This is a genomic window from Bradyrhizobium sp. F1.13.3 (assembly GCF_040548265.1).
GTDB lineage: Bacteria > Pseudomonadota > Alphaproteobacteria > Rhizobiales > Xanthobacteraceae > Bradyrhizobium.
The window spans coordinates 13,649-32,463 of sequence record NZ_JBEPRI010000030.1 but is presented as its reverse complement, the minus strand read 5'-3'; the positions used below and the strand labels follow the sequence as shown (position 1 = coordinate 32,463).

The following is an 18,815-nucleotide window of genomic DNA, read 5'->3' as shown; positions in this document are numbered from 1 at the left end:
ACCTTGTCGAAGTCGCAAGGTCTGCGGCGTCGCGCGCGCCGACACGGGCTGGCTCACAGCCTGCTGTTCACTTGAAGTCGACAAGCGCGCCACGGTCGGCTTGCGGCGATTCCGTGCTAGCTCTCGTTCCCGTCGAGATCACGTCCGATCTCAACCGACGCGCCACAATCGTCCTCTTCCCCACCTGCGCAGCGTGCAACGGCTGGAGTCATGGAGATCGAGCTTGGCGGCGGCTGTCGCGTTCGAGTTGGCCGTGACAGGGGCGTTGAGGCGCTGCAGTGAGTTCCTGAGCTGCTGCGGCGACGATGATCCAGATTCCGAGCGGCGTCAGGGTTTGGATCGCCGCTGGCCACACCGACATGCGTCCCGCCATACGAAGCCTGGCTCTTACGGTTCAGGAGACTCTGAAGCGCGATCCGCACGCTGGCGATCTCTACATCTTCCGAGAACGACGCGGCGATCTGGTCAAGATCCTCGGCATGATGCAATAGGCATATCGCGGCAGGTTGATCGGCCGTCGGCGTCAGCCGGCGCGGTATCGAGCTCAGCGGCGGTCTCCTGCAATCCGCGAGCTCGCGACTTCGCGCACGAGACTATACGGGTCATTGACGAGGCTATGGATCCGAGCCGCTGGCGCACGGCTTGCGACCTCGAGGCGGATGCGCCAGTCAGGATCATGCAGCAGCAGCGACACGAGCTGCACAGATACTCGTCGGGCTATCTCCAGTCTTACCGACGCCTCACGATCGTCGATCATGCGGAGCAACCATTCGTTTGGAATGCGCTGTGCCACAACACGGCGGACATGGGCTTCCTCGTCGTCCACCATTCGGCCGAGCAGCATAGGCGCGATCCGGCTCGCGACGACAAGCCGAACATAGTAATATTCGTCTGAGGCCATGGGCAGCAATTCTTCACCGTCGAGCAGGCTCGCCACGCGCTTCCTCAGCTCGGGATTCGGATGCTTCCGTAATTGCAACACGTAGTTTGTAGGCAGGCGAAGCATCGCATTCCATTGCACTTTTTCATTGGGATCATCGATCAGCGACCGCAGCAGAAAGACACTGGCAAACTTCGCCGCGATTGCCCTTACCTCACAATGCGGATGGCTGAGATAGCCGTCGGCGAGATCCGGATTGCACTCGAAGAACCTCTCGATACCGCGGGGACAACGGTCGTTGACGCAGGCGTGCTTGAGGCGGCATCCGCCGATTCCGCTCAGTGCGAGATGCTCGCACGATGCGCAGTCAAGCCGGTTGCCCTCCCAGTCAAGAGTCTTGTCGATGTCATCAACCATTGTCCTGCCCACATAGGTCAGGCACGCGCAGCGACGACTTGGGTCCAAATTTTGTAGGAGGTAGCGAGCTCCAGAGGTTTTCCGAGCGCCGGCCCTGCGCCTGCATCTGAATGGCGTGCTCGTAGAAGCCGATCGTCCCGTCCATCGAGCTGCCGACCAGGACCTGCAGAGTCTTTGGGCCAACGGCCTGGAAGTTCTCGACGGTAACGTCAAGGCCATCACCCCGAGCCGACCCAAGCTTTACGCCAAGCTGGAGAGGCATATAGTTGAGGATCTGTGCCCCCACGGCGATCTTCAATTTTGCCGTCTGGGGCTCGGCGGCTTGCGCCCAAATGACCGAGCAAGCGGTTAGCGCCACGACCAGCATCATTCGTGTCAAAACGTGCATGCGAACCTCCGTGGCTGGTGCGAGAGCGTTACCAGGATTCGTGGGCAGGCGCGGGCCGTCAGACCACGAGCCGCTCTTCGGCGCGGTCGACGATGGCATCGAGGACAACAACAAAACCGGAGAGAACGATGATTCCAGCAGATGCCCGGCCGCATCGAGGACGGCCTCGGCCTGCGCAGCCGGATTGACCGCGCGCGCCGTGAAAAGGGTTGAAGAATGCGACGAAGAGAACCAGCGTCCCACCAGCCAGGAAAGACAAGACTGTCTCCTGCCGAATGGACTGCACCGCTTGGGAGGAGCGAAATTGTTATGGTCCCCACAAAAGAGCTCCTAGATCGCATCGAAGACTGCCTTACAATCGAGTGTTCCTTGTCGCCACACAGCAAACCGTCAAGACCGGCCAGACGCTAGCTTGCAACTCATCAACCTTACAGTTGTTGTCGTATGGACTTCTTGATCTCGATCAGCATCAAATAAGAAACCGGACTTACGTTGAACAGATGCGCCTACACAGATCGTCTGAAGACATTGCGCGCTGGAATGAATTATCCGTTCTAAGCACGAGCTGCGGCCGCCAGTCCTTCTACCGCCCTCGGCATGTTGTGCCGTGCTGATCTGATTTTGATCGCATGGACCTAAACGTTTGTGACGCCGGTATTGGGCGGCGAGTTGTCGCGGCCCTCGCCAGCATCTACGGCAGGAATTTCAGCCAGCATCGCGGGACCCCTAATCGCCATGGCGCGGCGCTCGTGGCACGCGCATTTCTGGAAGAGCGCGACCTCGTACGAGAATTTCTCTCCGAGGCTGAAACTGATGTGGAACCAGGCGGTCAACAGCTATAGTGTCTACGCCGCCGCGATATTTCTGTCGGCGAATATCACCGGAACGAGCTCACAACACGGGAATCGGCCGTGGAGCCGATCTGGGCGTGAGCGGGGACCGGCGTCCACAATTTGATCCTCCGCAGGTTTTTGCCGTTGAGCTGCCTGCTTTGAGCTGACGGTCTTTTGATTGTTAGGCCTTGTCCGGGACGTCTGTCCTCACTCCTAGTGTGGGAATGCAAAATGGCTGTGCTCCGGTCAACTACCAACGCTGGTAATTGATCGAGATGACGGAAAGATGAGACTGATGATCGATGAGCCGATCAAGCCGAGATAGTTGAAACGTCATTTGCAGGTATTCGGCATGCGACATCAACCAGACTCTGTTCTCGGCAGCAGCTCCGATCGTTGACTGACCTTCCACAGTGGTCTGGGGAGAGCCACACCTGGCGCGCTGCAACAGCGGCGATGTGTCAGATCTGCGGTCTCCTCATCATTGAGGAGAATTGAGTCACACGCCAGACGAGGTCTTCGCACTGTTTTGGTACGACGAACTTGCCCATGCGTAAGCGCTATGTTCATCCTCTTGACCTAGGCAATAGCTTTCCGTCCACCCTGCAACAGACTAATTCTAAGACATCGCCATGCAACCGGCTGCATTGCTATCACGCTCCGCGGCACTGCTCACCGAAGCACAGGTTTTCCTTCCTGAAATTGGACGTACCGTCGAATGGCGCGAACTTTTTACGCTGCCGATTTGTACATTTCTACACTGTATCAACCCCGATCCCTTGCTCACTCAATAACTATCCAGTTATTGGCAACCAGCGACTGGCCAGCTTGGTCAGGATGAAGCGCCAAGGCGAAGGTGATCTGAGATGTGGGAGCCGTTTTTCGCGGCATTTAGATCTGCAAGGCCAGTGCGAGCGCTTTGCCGAAAACATCTTCGAAGGGCGGCCCCGGATCTTGACAGCCGAACATCCGGCGCAGCGGTGGATGATGGGCTGGAACGAACTCCTCCAACCGCTTGAACGTGAACAGCTGCTCCATGAACACGTCGCTCCCGCGCATCGAACCGTTTCGCCAAGGTGGATTAGCAGTCTATCTTTCGCGTTGATATTTCAGCAGCCTGCGCCTGCCGCCACGTGCGGGCGACGTCGGCATCAACCGGCGGGCAGATGCGCCAAGGGCAACAACCGCGCCTGACGCAACGCCGCCGGATCAGCCGAGGCGGTGCAGAAGCAGCGCCAGCCAAGTGCCCGATGACGATCTCGAAATGCGCGACAACCGCCTCGGTCGTCGCCGCGCAGCACGCCGGCCGCCTGCCCGGCGATGTCCGCGGCCAGGCGGATGGCCTTGGCCAGGTCGACGCCGTCGCGGATCCCGCCCGCCGCGATCAGCTTCACCGTTGGCAGCGCCCGACTTACCCGCTCTCCAGTAACAACGATGCGACAAGCGGCGGCCTGACGTACCGGAAACGGCCGACCAGGGTCTTCGACCGGATAATGACGCTTGGCCCTGTCCGGACTCTTCGAAAAACCCACAAGCCCGTAACGCAACGCCGGTGAACTTACCCAGACAACTGGTCTCCATCAGGCCGTGATCCTGACCGCCGGTTCTGCACCACCAGTGTTGAATGTCGCCCGCAACCGAGACTAACCTGGAATCTGCACCGGCAGTGCCGAATAACCGTGCACAAAATTAGATTCAACTCGCTCCGGTTCGCCGACCACCTTTACCTCCAGAGATCGGTTCAGCATCTCCTCCCACAGGATTTTCAACTGCAGCTCTGCGAGATGCCTACCCACGCAACGATGAATCCCAAATCCAAATGAGAGATGTTGTCGTACATTTTCTCGATCAATGATGAAGCTGTTGGGGTTCGCAATGACTTCGTCGTCTCGGTTGCCAGAGATATACCACATCACAACTTTATCGCCTCGCCTGATTTGCTTGTGGCCTATCGCCAAATCGTCCAGAGCCGTCCGGCGCATGTGTGCGATAGGCGTTTGGTATCGTATAATCTCGGATACCGCCCCGGGCAGTAGTGAAGCATCATCTCGGAGCTTCCGCAGTTCGGACGGATTTTGGCTCATGAACAAGACGCCACCGCTGATTGAGTTGCGCGTGGTATCGTTGCCTCCAACAATCAGCAGAATGAGGTTGCCCAAGAACTCGCGCGGCTCCATGTTTCGCGTCGCCGGCGAATGCGCCATCATCGAGATCAGGTCAGCGCGCGGCTCGCGATTGACCCGCTCGCTCCAAAGCCGTGTGAAATAGTCCAGGCACTCCGACAGCACCACCTTTCGCTTTTCCCAGCTGTCGATCTGGTCGCCCATTTGTGGCGTCAAGGCAGCTACGTCCGACCAGTAGGTCAGCAACCGTCGATCCTGAAATGGAAAATCGAACAGCGTGGCCAGCATTTGGGTCGTCAACTCGATCGAGACCCTGTCGACCCAGTTGAAGGTATCATTGCGCGGCAAACCGTCCAAGATCTTCTGAACCCGCGAGCGGATCACGCCTTCAAGATTCGCCAGGCTCTCCGATGCCGCTATGGGACTGATAGTCTTACGCTGCTGAGCATGGAGAGGAGGACTCAATTTGATGAAACTGGGGGTCCAATACTCCTCCGGCGGGTCGACAATCGTGACGCTTCGCTCTGATGAGAATATTGTGTGGTTTGAGTCCACGGCTATGATGTCGCGGTATTTTGTTATCGACCAATATGGTCCGTATGGGCTGTCTTCGCAATAATGGACGGGATCTTCCCTTCGCAGCCGCTCGAAACAAGGCCAAACGGTATCATCCTTAAAGCGCTTGGGCTCGCTTACATCAAGGCGGCTCAGCGGGATATCAGCCCTCTCGCAAGCGTCCTCTGCCGATAATGCTATCATGGTTGTCTCGCGGACATTGGCCTGCAATTTTGCTGGCTCAGCTGAGTGCGTTCCTAGAGTTCGCTGGGAAGCTCGATCGAAACACAACGAGCTTGGGCGGTGCACTAACATGTATTTCGCATGTCCATGGCTCGGGTTCGCGAGAGCTCTGAAATCTGAAATCATGTTAGGGTGAAGTTGGGTCGACCTTGGTTCGGCTTCTGTCGACGAAGAATAATGGCAAAGCGAGCGAAGCTCGCCTATCAGGCTTGGGAGGTGTACGAACGCGTGTTTTTGTGGTATTCAATATCAGGACGCAAGCACTCGCAAGCACTCGCAGCCTCGCAGCTATGGCACGCAGCCGCTCATCCTCATTCTCTCGGGCAGGGACGCCCTTTGCAGCAGAGGTGGCGCCGAGCGCTGGGCGACGCTGGAGTCGATCGTGAACACAGCAAAGCTCCATGAACTCGATCCGCAGGTCTACCTGACTGACGTGCTGGAGCCCAATCGCCTCCGGGGGAACCAAGAACCATCAGCTGCACGAGCTGCTCGCCTGGAACTGGAAGCCGGCCCGCCAGCGCGCTGCGCAGACCGCTGCGTGAGCCCACGTCACCATAAAGCATCGTCGATGACCGCCGCCGCGATGCCGATTGCGTTGCTCGAACGATGGCTCCGGGCTTACGCCGATCAGCATCCTGCCGCCACAAATCTTCCCATGCTCGACGACCACCTCGCCGCGATCGTGGCTGGACCGATGTCATGAGCCCGCTCGAGCTCGTGAGCCTTTCGTAAGCCGTCCGATCCCTACGTCCTGGGAGACGGGCCAGCGTTCGGGCCTTACAGATGGCTCATCGCCGCGTAGAGGCTGGCGCCTGCGTATCGCAGGGGTTCATGTCCCTTCGAGCTGGGCACCCGGATCAGCTCACTCATAATGAGGGATTCAGATGCGCCGGTGCTCTCCGATTTGTCGGCCGGACTCAAATCCGGCATTACCAACTCCATCGCGCGTCAACCGGGTGCCGGCACATCGACGCTCACGCAAATGTCGAAGACGAATCCGGGATACAGCGGCTTGGCGCGCGTTGCCGCTGAGAATCTAACCGCGATCTCCCCACAGCAATACGTTTCGCACGATGACTAGCTAAGCCGCGTAACGGCAACTTGAGGCGTGGGCCTCTGCAAAACCGGCCTTCAAGTACAATGCTGACGGGCTACGGGTCCATATGGGTTGGCGCCCCCACTTCAAGCTGGCCCCAGCCCTTTAGCGTGCCCAGGCCCACCGCAGCCTCAATGAGACGCATCGCGACCCCAGACGAGCGCTGTTCCGGCACCACGTAGAGTTCGGTGACAATGCCTTAGGTTCGCCGCGAAAAGGGCGGCGCTTTCCGACAACATAATGAGGCCGACCGGGCGAACCTCAGTGAAAGGCAGAAACCCATAGACACGCTCTTTCACGCGGGTAGATCGACAAAGCTGGGTATCTAGTCCGCCCTACTTTTGTCCGCCCTCAAGTTCTGCAAGTAGGGCAGTAACCATGTGGGTCACCGTTGTGGCGTCATCGTTAGCAACTTCACGCGTGGTCACCATGTCATCACCTCTTTCAGGTTTAACCAACATACAACCTCGTCCGGCGGCGCATCGGGGGAGGGGCTGCCAGAGCACCCGGTTCAAAAAGATATGCCGCACGGTTGACGGTCAGATGACGCTTTAGGTCGCACTGAGGTGATAGCGTCTTCGTGTCGCTCCCTGCCACGAATATCTCAGAAATTCGAAAGATAACTTGTCGAACATCGTAATGGTTGCACGAAGCACTCTCTTCTTCTTTGGACCTGCGTATCGCCCCACATAATGTTCATACTCAGACGTTCCAGGAGTGCGGCTGACCGCTTGCGAACACGGATTTGGATCTACTTTCCCCATCTTACAGCAGCTCGAGTGGTAGGCCGACCAGCGATTTTCCGGATCCAATTCCGAGCAATGACGTTCAGCGGCCCCATTGCGATGGCTGCGCGCGAGCATCATGAGCGTCGCTGACCAGCAGCGTTGCCCGAGACCAACGCTCGCAGAAACTTGTCGAAGGCGCGAGTCCAAGACACACTATTTTTCTTGTGTTCAGACATTCAGTTTTCTTAATTTTTCCATCGGACGCGCCATTTGTTGCTGCGCCACGTAGAACATTGCGGACGTCCGATGACGGGTGCACTTTGGTCGTTGAGCTCACGACTAAGGCCAGCTTCTCTCGTATTCTTCGAATAGACCATGCCCCCTGGTGAAGCAGGGTTCACGGCGAGCCATCGCATTGCGGTTCAATGCTTTCTGAGAGTATCGTCAGGTCGTATCGTGCGAGATCGTCCCTATCGTTCCCGTCGACTCTCCTTGTTGGAAGACGGTTCTAATGCTTGCGGACAGGGTTTAGAGCGTAAGACAGTTGCGGCATTTCAGCAGAAGAAAGCTTAGGTTACCGATGGCGATTCCAGAACACGTAGTGCTGCACGAATGAGGCAGACGTCCGAAATAACCTACTACGTCGCTTTGCGGTTCGTAGCCTCCTGTGACAGAGCGGGCCCGAAACGGCTGAGGCGCGATTCACCTCCATCACTGCGCCGGCTAGCATGAACGAAGGCTTAGTGGATTCGGGATTACTCCGTTCTGCGCCCGCCGTCACATTTCCGTATTAATGCGTAAGGGCATTCCTCTGCAGGAGCGCCGTCGCAACGATGTGATGGCCTTTGTCGCGCGGCTACCGTAGCAAGGCGGGAATCATCGCGGCGGTATGTGCCTTTGCGTCGTGAAACAGAATGATGCCCTTCCCCTCAGCGTTGAATCGGCTGATGATGAGCTTCAGCTCCTGTTCTGGGGGGTCATTTCCTCCCAGTCGCTGGCCCACAGGTCCGCTCCAAACATGACAATGCCCCGATCCTGAAGCGGATCGAGCGTCTTAGGCGTCGAGTCGAAATTGCGGAAGCGGAGGAACGGCGCCGAGGAGCGCAATTGTCGATATGCCATGGAGCGCCACTTCGTCAGCCCCAATCCCGCGGTCGATGTCCTCTTTCGCCTTCACGCCATCGAATGCGACCATCCGGGTTGCGCGATGGTGTGGCCGCGCGGCCAGCCGCCGCGCGAGCTCTGGGATGGGGCCGACGACTTGCCGACCAGGAAGAATGTGGCTCGGACGCACTCCTGCGCGCGGCGCTGTAAGACTTTTTCCGCGTGCAGCGGCCGGGGCCCGTCGTCGAAGGTCAGCACAATTTCGCGCTCGGCCACATTTAACTGCTCTTCGCAAGCACCTATTCGTGCGAACATGCGATAGGACCGGTGCATTACGGGAATTGCAGCAACCTTGCTAGGCAACCTTCGTGGCCGGGTGCTTCGTCGTCTTAACGCGCGTTACAGTGCATCCACCGTCGACGGTGACGGGCGCGTAGCCGTCGATTGTGGCACGACGAACGACGCGATGCTGGTCACCGAACGTTGAGCGCATAATGCTCCGTTGCGTGGCTATCCCATATCGCGACATCGCCCTCTTTCCAGGTCCAGCATACGGTATTCTCGGGCGCCGTGATATGCGACTGGAATAGATCAAACAGCTTCTGGCCGTCGCGTTTGGGATATCAATAAACCTTTGCACCGGATCACCGAGCACCAGCGCGCGCTCGCCCGTCTCGGGACGTACACGGACCGCCGAATGCTCGGTCTCACAGATCGTAATGACCTGATCAGAATGTTTCTGGTCGATTTGTCGAACACGGCAGGTCCCGGGGTAATCGAAGGCCGTTGCTATGAATGGTCCAGAGTTCTTCGGCAAAGCCGTTGGAGCGGTCGTGGCAGATGCAGATAGGCGGACACAGCGTTCGACCAAATCGTATTGCCATCGGACGATGGGACCACAACAGCTCGCAGCACCGCAAGCTTGGGATACGCCGCGGGAACGATTCCCTCGACGTGCCGTACATCAGCCCGGCTACCTCCGCGCGGAATCAAGCCCGGTCGTTTCGTTGATCGAACCGAGTTTCGGAGGGGGCACCAGCTTCCCCAAACAAGCAGCAAAGCGCTCCTGCTCCGCGTCATCAAGATGTCCCTGATCGCGGAAGAAGATCACCTTGTGCTCAAGCAGCAGGAAATTAATCGCAGCGCTGGTTTGGCTCGCCAAATCACCCGAGGGATTGATGTTTCTGATTTCAACACCGATGCGCGCTGCGCGCTTGACGACATCGGTCAGTGGCATGACACGCTCCGTCGAAGCCGTTTCTTCATTCCGAATTTTTCCAAACGTTGCGGATTCTTTAAGCGGACGAGGGCGCTCCCGAACAGAAAGGCGGCCACACGGTCCTCGTGCAACTTCGGGGCGCGAGGCGAGCGTGCCGTTCACGTCCAGTATGGCGTCTTCTCAACTGTTTGCGGCAATCGGCCAAATGCCGAGCCGCATCTGCGAACGAGCCATCACCGGCTCTCAAGGTGTCCGGGACCTGCCCTGGCCGCAATCACTGCCGGAACATCATCCGCTGGAAATGGAAGAGGAATAGACGAACTTGGAAGAGCTCCAAACGATTGAACTACGGTTTCATCCAGGCGAAAGCCATTGAACCGCGGCACGGGGATGGCGATGTTCTCGATACACCGGCGTCCGAGCACGGTGAGGCAGATGCTCTGCATGGTCCCGCTGGCTTTGCCTAACAAACCAAAGATATGTCCACTCCCAGTCTTTATAGGTGTTTCAATGTTGTCAAAGTAATTACCCTCGACCAGTGCTTGCACAGATGATCCAGCATCCACTGCATGGAAGAATCCGCCGCTCTGTTGCGCATTCGTATTGTGGAAATAGTTATTGACGAGATGAATAACGGCGTGCGCACCGTCAATGTGCGGCGCCCGCCCCGAGATCTCATGGAAATAATTATTTGCGATAGTGATCGTCTGCGGGACACCGAGAAATAGGAGATTCCAATAGTGCTCCCCGTTGCAATAGGAGGAATAGGTATCGCTGCCATCGAAGTCGTTCCAAGAAATCGTAATATTCGTCGTGGGGCCAAAGCCGCCGGCAATCATCTGTCGCCCAATATTATGAAATCGGTTGTGATCGATCCAAACCAGGTCGGCTTGTGCAATTGCAATAGCATCGCCGGCAAATATCACGCCTTGATTGACATCAGTGATAGTCAGGTTGCGAATAACGACGTTGCTGACCCCATTCAGGCGCAGCCCCTTCCCTTTGATTGTAGCGCTCGGGCCAACGCCGATCACTGTTTTGTTTGAGCCAATTTCCAGCGGGCGCTTGCCGGCCCTGTCGAAGCCGACCAACGTCTTCTCCTTGCCATCGCAATGCGCGTCGTTGCCATCCATAAGGAGAAGGGACTCACGCTTGTAAGGTGCCGAACAAACGCGGCCGTATTGGCATCCCTGCCCCTCGCCTCGCCCTTCCGTATCGGTAAAGTCTATGGTTCCGATTACCTGGATCTCGCGCGGACTATTGTCATTGCACTGCCCGAAACTGTACGAACGACATAACTCATGATTCAGAGCTTCGGTTGATCTGACCTGAACTATCTCGCCTCCAAGGCCGCCCGTCGCTGCAGAGCCAAAGCCCTTGAGGACTTCCGATCGCACATTGTTCGATCCGAGCACGGAAGAGATGCCGAGGACGACAGCAAATCCGCCGAGCACGCGCAACGAACGCTTGATGTGCTCAATCGTGTTTTTCCTAGACACATGCTCTCTCTGCTACCCGGAAATCCGCACGAGAAACCGAACTTTCGAACTGAAATGCTGAACTGGAGTGGGCCATCAGCATGGGGCGTTAACGCCATCACATCGGCCTCAATAAGGCAGGAACGGAATGTTGGAACCGTGCTAAATAACAGCCGAAGTGCGCAGCCGCAGGTCTCCCGTACCAACTGCGACGGATCTGGGTAGCAATTGAGCCACTCACGGCCGATGAAAGCAGCGGTCGATGCTTCGAGAGCTCGGTCAGAATGAAAGCAAGATGCTATCCCACGGCTCGCCGTAACGCGGACGGCTCGAAGACGACGGCTGGACCAGCTTGCAAACGAGCTCTTTGATCTACCCCCTTTGACACATCATAGGTTAGCTGCCCTCAGCGTCAGCGCGCGGAGGAATGAAACTACCCAGATTGGCTCTTTCTGTGATCCCGCATGAGGCGCACGCCAGTTCAAATCAAGAGCCGCCCGGCTGTCGGTCGGGCAGCCGGGGAGCTTCGCCCATGTACATACCGCCCCCCTTCCGGGTCGTCGACATCGCCGACGTCCATCGAAACATGCGCGAGCCGCGGTCAGCGACACTGATCACCGCCATGCACGAAGGGGTTGTTGGAGCGATGCTCGTACTACTAGCCTTATCGATGCGCGTCTATGGCCGGGGGCCGCGCGACGCACTCACATGCGCCCGTAGCGCTGGCGGCGGTGGCTTTCTGCTCGCGTCAGGCGCTTTACGCAGACAGAAGAGGGCATGATGCCGTCGAACGCGCGCCGTCTATCGCGAGCGGCCGCCGTGGCGCCCGGGCTACGAGGCCAACTCGGGGAAAAAAACGATGCACCAGTGGCGTTGGCAGCGCATTGCAGCAATGCTTGGCTTTGAGATCGGGTCTACGAGCGCGGCGCCGGCTCTTTATTGTCAAAGCCCCCTCTTCCCAACCAGTTCAGCACGGACTCTTGCGATCGGGTTAGATCCGCCCCCGAAGCTCTGCTCAACCTCAAGCCACTGCGTCTGCAGGTTTCGTCTGATTGCGCTTGATGGCTTGCAATTCTCTAGAGATTTGCAAATAGCCAGCGAGCGTCTGAAATCTGACATTGCGCTCGGGTTGCAGATTCTCTGACAGTTCGCGACGATCTGCGGTGGCGTCAACACTCCCGACGGGCAGCAAGAAACGCGAATGTCTCAAGTTATCAAGGTCGCGCAGCTTACTTCTGTCATGATGATTGGGGTTTCCCGGAGCCCCCCGGCTCGACGACGCACTCGACCTAAGACGCTCAAGAGACCTGTACCGCCCGATCCACGCCCTCCGGCGCAACGGGCATGCTGAACTGAAAGACGGCTCCGTGAGGATCATTGGCGCCGGCCCACATTCGGCCCCCGTGCGCCTCAATAATAGAATGGCAAATCGCCAGCCCCATGCCCATGCCTTCGGATTTCGTGGTGTAAAACGCCTCGAACACGCGGTCTCCGCTGTTTGGATCGAGTCCTGGACCCGTATCCCGAAAAGCGACCACTACATTATTCGAGCCGTCAGTCCGCGTAGCGATCAGTAATTCGCGCTCGCCTTCGTTGATCTGGCTCATTGCCTCGATGGCGTTCGTGATCAGATTGAGGATCACCTGCCGCACCTGAACGCGATCTGCTCGAACGAGCGGCAACGCCTCAGGCCGTCGGGTTCGCACCCACACTTCATGTTTTGCGAGTTCCGCGCCAACTAGGGCCAGCACCTCTAAGATCACTTCGTCAATTGCAAGAAGCTCCGTTTGTATCGGAGCCTTATTCATAAGAGCGCGGATCCGGCGAATCACATTCCCCGCGCGCATACTGTCACGGACAATCAAACCGAAGGTCTGCCGAACCTCTTCCAGATTTGGGGGGTGAGCACCGAGCCAATTTAGCCCTGCCCCCGCATTGCTGCTGATCGCCGCAATCGGCTGGTTCACCTCATGGGCGATCGAGGCGGCCAGCTGTCCCATTGTCGTGATCCGATTAGCGTGTGCAAGGCCCATCAGAGTTTCGCGATAACGTCGTTCGCTTTCACGGGCTTCCGCTTCCACTTTCTTTCGCTCTGTCAGATCGAGGACGAAGCCAACACCGTGGTCCTGTCGCTCATCGAATACGGCGAGGCCAATTAGCACCGGCACGCGGCTGCCATCCTTCCGAATATACTCTTTCTCGAACTGCTGAACAGCTCCGGTCCTTTTTGCTTCTGTCCGAGCATCCATTGTGCGCTCGTGCCATTCTGGAGGCGTCAGGTCGAGACCGTTCACTCGCCCTGCGAGAAGATCGCTTTGGTCGTATCCAACCATCGTGAGGAAGGGTTGATTTGCCTCGATGATCTCGCCCCCTTTGCGGATGATAAAGATTCCGATGACGTTAGCGTCGAGTAAGCGCCGGATTTTCGCCTCCCGTTGCTGGACTTCGCTGTACAACCGACTGTTTTCCAGCGCTGTTGCAGCTTGAGAGGCAAGCATTTTCAACACCGAGTTGCGGGCAGCTGAGAATATGCGCGGGGCGAGATTGTTCTCCAGATAAAGTACGCCGATCAGCTTGCCTTGCGTGATCAGTGGCAGGCAAAGAATAGAACGCGATTTGCGCTCGCGGATATACGGGTCTTCCGCAAATGAAGGCTGGGCGGCGGCATCTTCGAGAATGACGTTTTCGCGGACACGTAGGACGAAATGCAGCACGGACTCGGGAAGAGCCATCGGAGTCACGGGCTGTTCACCTACCTTTACAAGCAGCGCATCCGCTACCGTTGTAGCTTCCGCCTCGATCCGTGGCTCGTCCCCATCCAGCAGAATCAACAAACCTCGCTCGGCGCCAGCCTGCTCAATGGCAGTCCGCATAAGCGTGTCGATGAGCTTTTGAAGCACAATCTCGCCGGAAATGGCCTGCGACACTTTTGTCACCGTCGCCAGATCAAGATGCTCAACCGGAGCTCCGATCCTCATGCCATTCACGGCAAGAGTGGTCTCCTCATGGTTGAGATGGGGATTTAGCTCGTCGAGTTGACGCACCTTACCATCTGCTCCCCAACGAAGGTAGCCATGCCGGGCGTCCTGCAGGTAAACCCGGGAGATCCTGTCAAAGCCGCGCGCTGCATAAAAGCGCGCTGCAAGTTCACAAGCGACCCCCTCGTGATGGGCGAAACCGTTACGTCCTGCGGTCTGGATTGAGTGTTCGTACAGCCGCATTGCGTCTGCATCCCGGCATTCCAGCCTCGCAATTTCAGCCCCGACCAAGGAAGCCCGATTGTCAAAGTTTTCGGGGCAATTCGTGGCCCATATCTGCAGCTGTCTGTGATGGGCATCAATCATTTCTCGATGTTGCTGTTGTTCGCTTTCACACAGCCTCTCGCAGTAACAGGAGAGAGACAGCGCGCCATAGAAGTGAAACTCCGCGATCAAGGACTCTGTCGGGATGGTCCACAATCGGGGCTCTGCCTTCGAGCGAGCAGCAATAGCTGCAGGATAATCGCCGGCCAGAAACCGCGCCTGAAGTTTGCGGATCCAATAGACGGTTTCGCTCGGTGACAGCTCCGGACTGCGTTCAAATGATTGCTCGATGTCCTGCTCGTCAAATTGCTGATCATCGAAGGAACCGAATGAGCGCGTGAGGCCGCGCATGGTTCTGATAATTGCGAGCTGTGCAGTCATGGCATCAGCAGCAAACTTGACCTTTCTGTTCCGTATCGTAGCAAGGCTCTTCTCTATCTCGTTCTGCACCTCTTTCAGGGGATCTCCTGCCATCAACATATTTGAGGTTAGATGAACCAAGCTGTACGCCTCATAGATGAAATCGCCGATGCTGTTCGCAGCTTCGAGCGCTCGCCGGATCAACACTCGTCCGTCCCTCAGGGGCTTCGTCCACGGGATCACGTTGCCTCCCATCGCCAAATAGACCGGAGCCCGAAAACGAGAGAACTCACCGCGATCAACCAGATCGCACGCAAGACGACCAAATTTATCAGCCGCTTGGTAGTCACCGAAGCGGCCGGCCGAGATTCGGCCCAGCCATGCGTAGTGGGTACAAGACGCATCAGTGTTGCCGTATTGGAGGCTGATGCTGACGGCTCTGCAGATGACCAGGGCGGATATATTGGCGTCCGTGAAACCTGCGGGCGGAAGAATCCGCGTCAAGACGGAAAGCGTGGCAAGCGTGGTCTGATCTGTCATTTCAGGCAAACCAGCAAGCTCCTCGATCGCGTCCGGCAGACGTGACCACATCCGCTGATATTCGGTTAGTGTTTCTTGGTCCGTCGGATGCCGCGACCACTCGATCCCGACATCGCGAAGATATTCGAGACCTATGAACACCGCTCGGCTGTGCTGACCGAGCGTCAAGTAAAGATCGACCCGCAAACATGCGACCGTCGCTCGTTCGGGCGCACTCAAAGCGCGCTTCGACAGTGCAGACAGGAGGCACTCCGCAACCTCCAGCCGGCCTACCAAGCATTCACATTCGGCCCGACTGGTTTCCAGTGCGAATGCGAGTTCGTGGCGCCTTTGCCACGAATCCTGCGCGAGCAGCGCAGCACCGACGGTGAAATATGTCAGTGCCGAGGCGTAGGCCGCCGACGCCCTGGCACGCTGCCCTGCGATTAAATTAAACTCCGCGAGCTGCTCTCGCTCCTGACCGGAAGCGATGAGCGCGACACCTCGATTGAGTTGACTGACAACATCGAAGATAGCTTCCTCACGTTTGTGCGCAGGGACATGTGCCGCAAGCATTCGACCGATCCGCAAATGGGCAGGAGCGCGCGAGGATTCCGGCACCAGCAAGTAAGCCGCCTCTTGAATGCGATCGTGGACAAACCGGTAGACTGTTCCCTGGCGCGCGATCAGTTCCTGCCGGATCGCCGGCCAAAGCCTCGCATGCACCTGCTCGTGTGAGGTTTCGAGCACGATCGCAAGCTCCGCCGTCCCCGCGATGTTGCCGAAACAGGCAAGCTGTTGCAGCGCGTTCTGCGTTTCCTCGGGCAGCCGGATGAGCTTGCCGAGCATCAGATCGACGACGTTCTCGGTGTACGCTTTTGCGTGAATGCGCTCGAGATCCCAACGCCAGAGCCCCGGCTCGTGATCGAACGTTAACAGCTGCTCTTCGGCAAGTTCGGACAAGAATTGAATGGCGAAGAACGGATTGCCCATCGTCTTCTGATGCAGCAACTTTGCAAGCGGGGCAGCGCGTTTTGGTCCGCAGCGAAGGGTATCGGCGACCAACTGCGCGACATCGACTGCAGTGAGCGGCGACAGCGTGATCTCCTCGAGATTTACGTCGGCGACCCTGATGGACTCGAGCTTGCGTTTCAGTGGATGGCCTGCATCAACTTCGTTGCTGCGGTAAGCTCCAATCAACAGCAGGTGCAGGTCCGACTGAGTCAGAAGATCCTCAATCAGGTCGAGCGTTGCGGCATCGTGCCACTGCAAATCGTCGAGGAAGAGCACCAATGGATGGGTTCGCCGGGCGAAAACACCGATAAAGCGGCGAAGCACGAGTTGGAAACGATTTTGCGCTTGCCGGGGTGGAAGCTCAGCTGGCGCGGGCTGCTCGCCAATGATCAGGCTCAGATCGGGGATCAATTCGACCATCAGGCGCCCATTCGCGCCGAGCGCCTCCCGGAGCGCTTGCCGCCAGGTCGCGAGTTCGCCCTCACTTTTGCTGAGAAGAGGACGCACAAGACTCTGAAAGGTCTGTGCTAATGTCGCATAGGGAACATCGCGCTTCAGTTGCTCGAATTTGCCTGATGCTAACAGTCCGCGCGAGGGCACGAGTACTTTGTGTAGCTCCTGGACAAGCGAGGACTTACCAATGCCGGAGTAGCCGGCAACCAGCACCAATCTCGGCGCGCCGCTCTTCACCGCGCGATCGAAAGAGCCAAGCAAGGTATCGATGTCGCGGGCTCTGCCATAGAGCTTCTCGGGGATGAGCAACCGATCAGGTGTGTCGTCTGCGCCGAGCTCAAATGTGTCGATGCGACCGTGGTTGGCCCATGCTGCCAGACAGCGTTGCAGATCGTGCTCGAGGCCAGCGGCCGTCTGGTAGCGTTCCTCGGCGGCTTTCGCGAGGAGTTTCATCACAACCTGAGAGATTGGCTCCGGGAGGTTTTGCGATTTTTCAACAGGCGGTGTCGCTTTTCTTGCAATATGACAGTGGATCCACTCCAAGGGATCTGAGCCCGTGAACGGTAGCGCGCCGGTCAGCATCTGATAGAATGTCACGCCAAGTGAATAGAGATCACTGCGACAGTCGACTGAGCGATTCATTCGTCCGGTCTGTTCGGGCGCCATGTAGGGCAGCGAGCCGGCGATGAACTCGGCAGGCTCAGGCGGCACGCGCTCGCGGGAAAGTCGGGAAGCCAGACCAAACCCAGTGAGTCGGACCTGTTCGTCAGGACAATTGACCAGAATGTGAGCGGGTTTCAGGTCCTTGTGCACGAAGCCGCGCTGGTGAAGCTTGCCCAGCGCCCTTGTGATACCAACAGCGAGGCGCAGGAAGCGCTCGGGCTCCATGCGGCTCCCGAGTAAATTTAACAGTGGCTCGCCGCATGGATCCTGCAGGACCAGCATAGTCCGACCAGCTTCCCGGATGAGTTCCAACGGCCGCACCGCCCACGCCTCGTCTAGCTCCTCCCTCAGCTCACATTCATGGGCGAGGCGGTCGAGCATCGCTGGGTGTTCCGCTATGGGCCGCACGACAAGGACGACAGCCCTGCTGCCGTGGATTTGCTGGCGCCACGCACGGCAGAACGCGCGATCACCGTCCTCCCACAGGGGCTCGATGTCACTGTCGACATTTGAGCCGAACAGAGTTCGGCTGAGGGAATCCCGCGGCATTTGCCTGCCCAGTCAATAAGGATTGAGCCAGAATCTGACACATATGGGGCGAGCTTGTGAAGGGACTTCGCACGGGGCGAGTACCGATCAAGGCCGCCCAAGACTGGACCGCGGCAACCAAGATGCGACTTACACACCCAACACGTCACGGCCTGATCGTGTCGATCCAGCCCAATCTCGCGCGCAGGCAGGCCTGCACAGCATCGGCAACGGCGTTCCCGACTAGGGCGTATTTGGGAATCGTGCGATGTGGACTGCTCAATGAGGACCTGCGTCAGCTATGCTGCCACTGATTGTCTCGGCGACGATCGCGGTTCTCAGGCGCACCCAAATTAAGGCCACCGTGGCCGAAGCGGATATGGAGAAAACTCGCCCGGTTACGGTTTGCGGTGGATCGTAAGGAACTTGATCAGCCGCCGGGACTCGCAATCTGCTCTTATCTGTTGGGACGGATAGCCGCGGGGCTGATCGCTATGCTACCCGAGAGCTTACGTTTTCCCGAACGCCGAATTGTCAGGAGCGCTGCCTCGGAGCGAAAAAGAAAAGCAACACGAAAAAAGACCTTGAATCCCACTTAACGTCGGGTTGTAGCACTCAGCTCGCGAGCTTACGAAGTCTGTCTCTTCACGGGAGAGACGATAGATCCGAGCGATATCTCGCTGCTTGAATCGCTTTAAGCAAGGCGTAGGCTATCCCAAAAGCGGTGAAGAAAAATTCAATCAAAACGAAGGACGGCGGAACGCCTCTTGTCGCCGCGCTCACTGCGACAACATTTATTCAACCTCTGTGGACGAGAACTTTGTCGGATCGAACTTTTGCAAATTCGATAGATCTACACCAGGATCGTACAACGGGTACGCTAGGTACGAAGACGCAGGGAGGCACTACTAC

Annotated in this window: 11 protein-coding genes and 3 pseudogenes; 3 read left to right on the top strand and 11 right to left on the bottom strand. The window is 57.6% G+C overall.

The genetic code is table 11. The features are described 5' to 3' along the window. Window positions 1-305: 305 nt before the first annotated feature. Window positions 306-491: an IS66 family insertion sequence element accessory protein TnpB gene (gene tnpB, locus ABIB66_RS41080; protein WP_354210486.1), complete on the top strand. Its 186-nt coding sequence runs from the start codon at window positions 306-308 to the stop codon at window positions 489-491. Between the two features lie 53 nt (window positions 492-544). On the opposite strand, the gene ABIB66_RS41075 is transcribed toward tnpB, so the two are convergent. From ABIB66_RS41075 to ABIB66_RS41050, 6 genes and pseudogenes are all read right to left on the bottom strand, one after another. Continuing rightward, on the bottom strand, window positions 545-1,297 hold the full coding sequence (locus ABIB66_RS41075; RefSeq protein WP_354210487.1) for a 4Fe4S-binding leucine-rich repeat protein: 753 nt from the start codon (window positions 1,295-1,297) through the stop codon (window positions 545-547). After that, window positions 1,290-1,685 carry a type 2 periplasmic-binding domain-containing protein gene (locus tag ABIB66_RS41070; RefSeq protein WP_354259486.1) on the bottom strand — a complete coding sequence of 132 codons (396 nt, stop codon included), beginning with the start codon at window positions 1,683-1,685 and terminating at the stop codon, window positions 1,290-1,292. The genes ABIB66_RS41075 and ABIB66_RS41070 overlap by 8 nt, the downstream gene beginning before the upstream one ends. A gap of 58 nt (window positions 1,686-1,743) precedes the next feature. Next, window positions 1,744-1,944, bottom strand: a complete 201-nt coding sequence (locus ABIB66_RS41065; RefSeq protein ID WP_354259483.1) for a hypothetical protein — start codon at window positions 1,942-1,944, stop codon at window positions 1,744-1,746. A 1,465-nt stretch (window positions 1,945-3,409) separates the two neighbouring features. Further along, window positions 3,410-3,556 (bottom strand): hypothetical protein, encoded by a 147-nt coding sequence (locus tag ABIB66_RS41060; protein ID WP_354259517.1) that lies wholly within the window; start codon window positions 3,554-3,556, stop codon window positions 3,410-3,412. 113 nt (window positions 3,557-3,669) lie between these two features. Continuing rightward, window positions 3,670-3,939, bottom strand: a pseudogene (locus tag ABIB66_RS41055) (type 2 isopentenyl-diphosphate Delta-isomerase); the annotation flags it as partial. A gap of 222 nt (window positions 3,940-4,161) precedes the next feature. After that, window positions 4,162-5,400, bottom strand: coding sequence for a cytochrome P450 (locus tag ABIB66_RS41050; protein WP_354259480.1), 1,239 nt, complete (start codon window positions 5,398-5,400; stop codon window positions 4,162-4,164). A gap of 421 nt (window positions 5,401-5,821) precedes the next feature. Here ABIB66_RS41050 and ABIB66_RS41045 point away from each other — a divergent pair, with 421 nt between their 5' ends. Continuing rightward, window positions 5,822-6,142, top strand: a complete 321-nt coding sequence (locus ABIB66_RS41045) for a transposase domain-containing protein (protein WP_354259477.1) — start codon at window positions 5,822-5,824, stop codon at window positions 6,140-6,142. A 2,294-nt stretch (window positions 6,143-8,436) separates the two neighbouring features. Here ABIB66_RS41045 and ABIB66_RS41040 read toward each other — a convergent pair. The 5 genes and pseudogenes from ABIB66_RS41040 to ABIB66_RS41025 all read right to left on the bottom strand — a co-directional run. Next, window positions 8,437-8,643: a polysaccharide deacetylase family protein gene (locus tag ABIB66_RS41040; protein WP_354259474.1), complete on the bottom strand. Its 207-nt coding sequence runs from the start codon at window positions 8,641-8,643 to the stop codon at window positions 8,437-8,439. A gap of 79 nt (window positions 8,644-8,722) precedes the next feature. Beyond that, a pseudogene (locus tag ABIB66_RS41035) lies at window positions 8,723-9,604 on the bottom strand (TauD/TfdA dioxygenase family protein). A 215-nt stretch (window positions 9,605-9,819) separates the two neighbouring features. Further along, entirely contained in the window at window positions 9,820-11,085 is a 1,266-nt protein-coding gene (locus ABIB66_RS41030) for a pectate lyase family protein (RefSeq protein WP_354259471.1), read from the bottom strand. Window positions 11,086-12,362: 1,277 nt separating this feature from the next. Beyond that, window positions 12,363-12,872, bottom strand: a complete 510-nt coding sequence (locus ABIB66_RS43770) for a sensor histidine kinase (RefSeq protein WP_502918364.1) — start codon at window positions 12,870-12,872, stop codon at window positions 12,363-12,365. 12 nt (window positions 12,873-12,884) lie between these two features. After that, window positions 12,885-17,756 (bottom strand): annotated as a pseudogene (locus ABIB66_RS41025) (AAA family ATPase); the annotation flags it as partial. On the opposite strand from ABIB66_RS41025, the gene ABIB66_RS41020 reads away from it, so the two are divergent. Beyond that, a complete protein-coding gene (locus ABIB66_RS41020) occupies window positions 17,736-17,888 on the top strand; it encodes a hypothetical protein (protein ID WP_354259465.1) in 153 nt (50 codons plus the stop codon). The pseudogene ABIB66_RS41025 and the gene ABIB66_RS41020 sit on opposite strands and share 21 nt — an antisense overlap. Window positions 17,889-18,815 lie beyond the last annotated feature (927 nt).

What these genes read in the sequence shown, in the direction of transcription:
- ABIB66_RS41020 (WP_354259465.1), top strand. Translation starts at nt 17,736, where the DNA reads ATGGGCGAGGCGGTCGAGCATCGCTGGGTGTTCCGCTATGGGCCGCAC.
- ABIB66_RS41070 (WP_354259486.1), bottom strand. Translation starts at nt 1,685, where the DNA reads ATGCACGTTTTGACACGAATGATGCTGGTCGTGGCGCTAACCGCTTGC.
- ABIB66_RS41050 (WP_354259480.1), bottom strand. Translation starts at nt 5,400, where the DNA reads ATGATAGCATTATCGGCAGAGGACGCTTGCGAGAGGGCTGATATCCCG.
- ABIB66_RS41075 (WP_354210487.1), bottom strand. Translation starts at nt 1,297, where the DNA reads ATGGTTGATGACATCGACAAGACTCTTGACTGGGAGGGCAACCGGCTT.
- ABIB66_RS41060 (WP_354259517.1), bottom strand. Translation starts at nt 3,556, where the DNA reads ATGGAGCAGCTGTTCACGTTCAAGCGGTTGGAGGAGTTCGTTCCAGCC.
- ABIB66_RS43770 (WP_502918364.1), bottom strand. Translation starts at nt 12,872, where the DNA reads ATGAATAAGGCTCCGATACAAACGGAGCTTCTTGCAATTGACGAAGTG.
- tnpB (WP_354210486.1), top strand. Translation starts at nt 306, where the DNA reads ATGATCCAGATTCCGAGCGGCGTCAGGGTTTGGATCGCCGCTGGCCAC.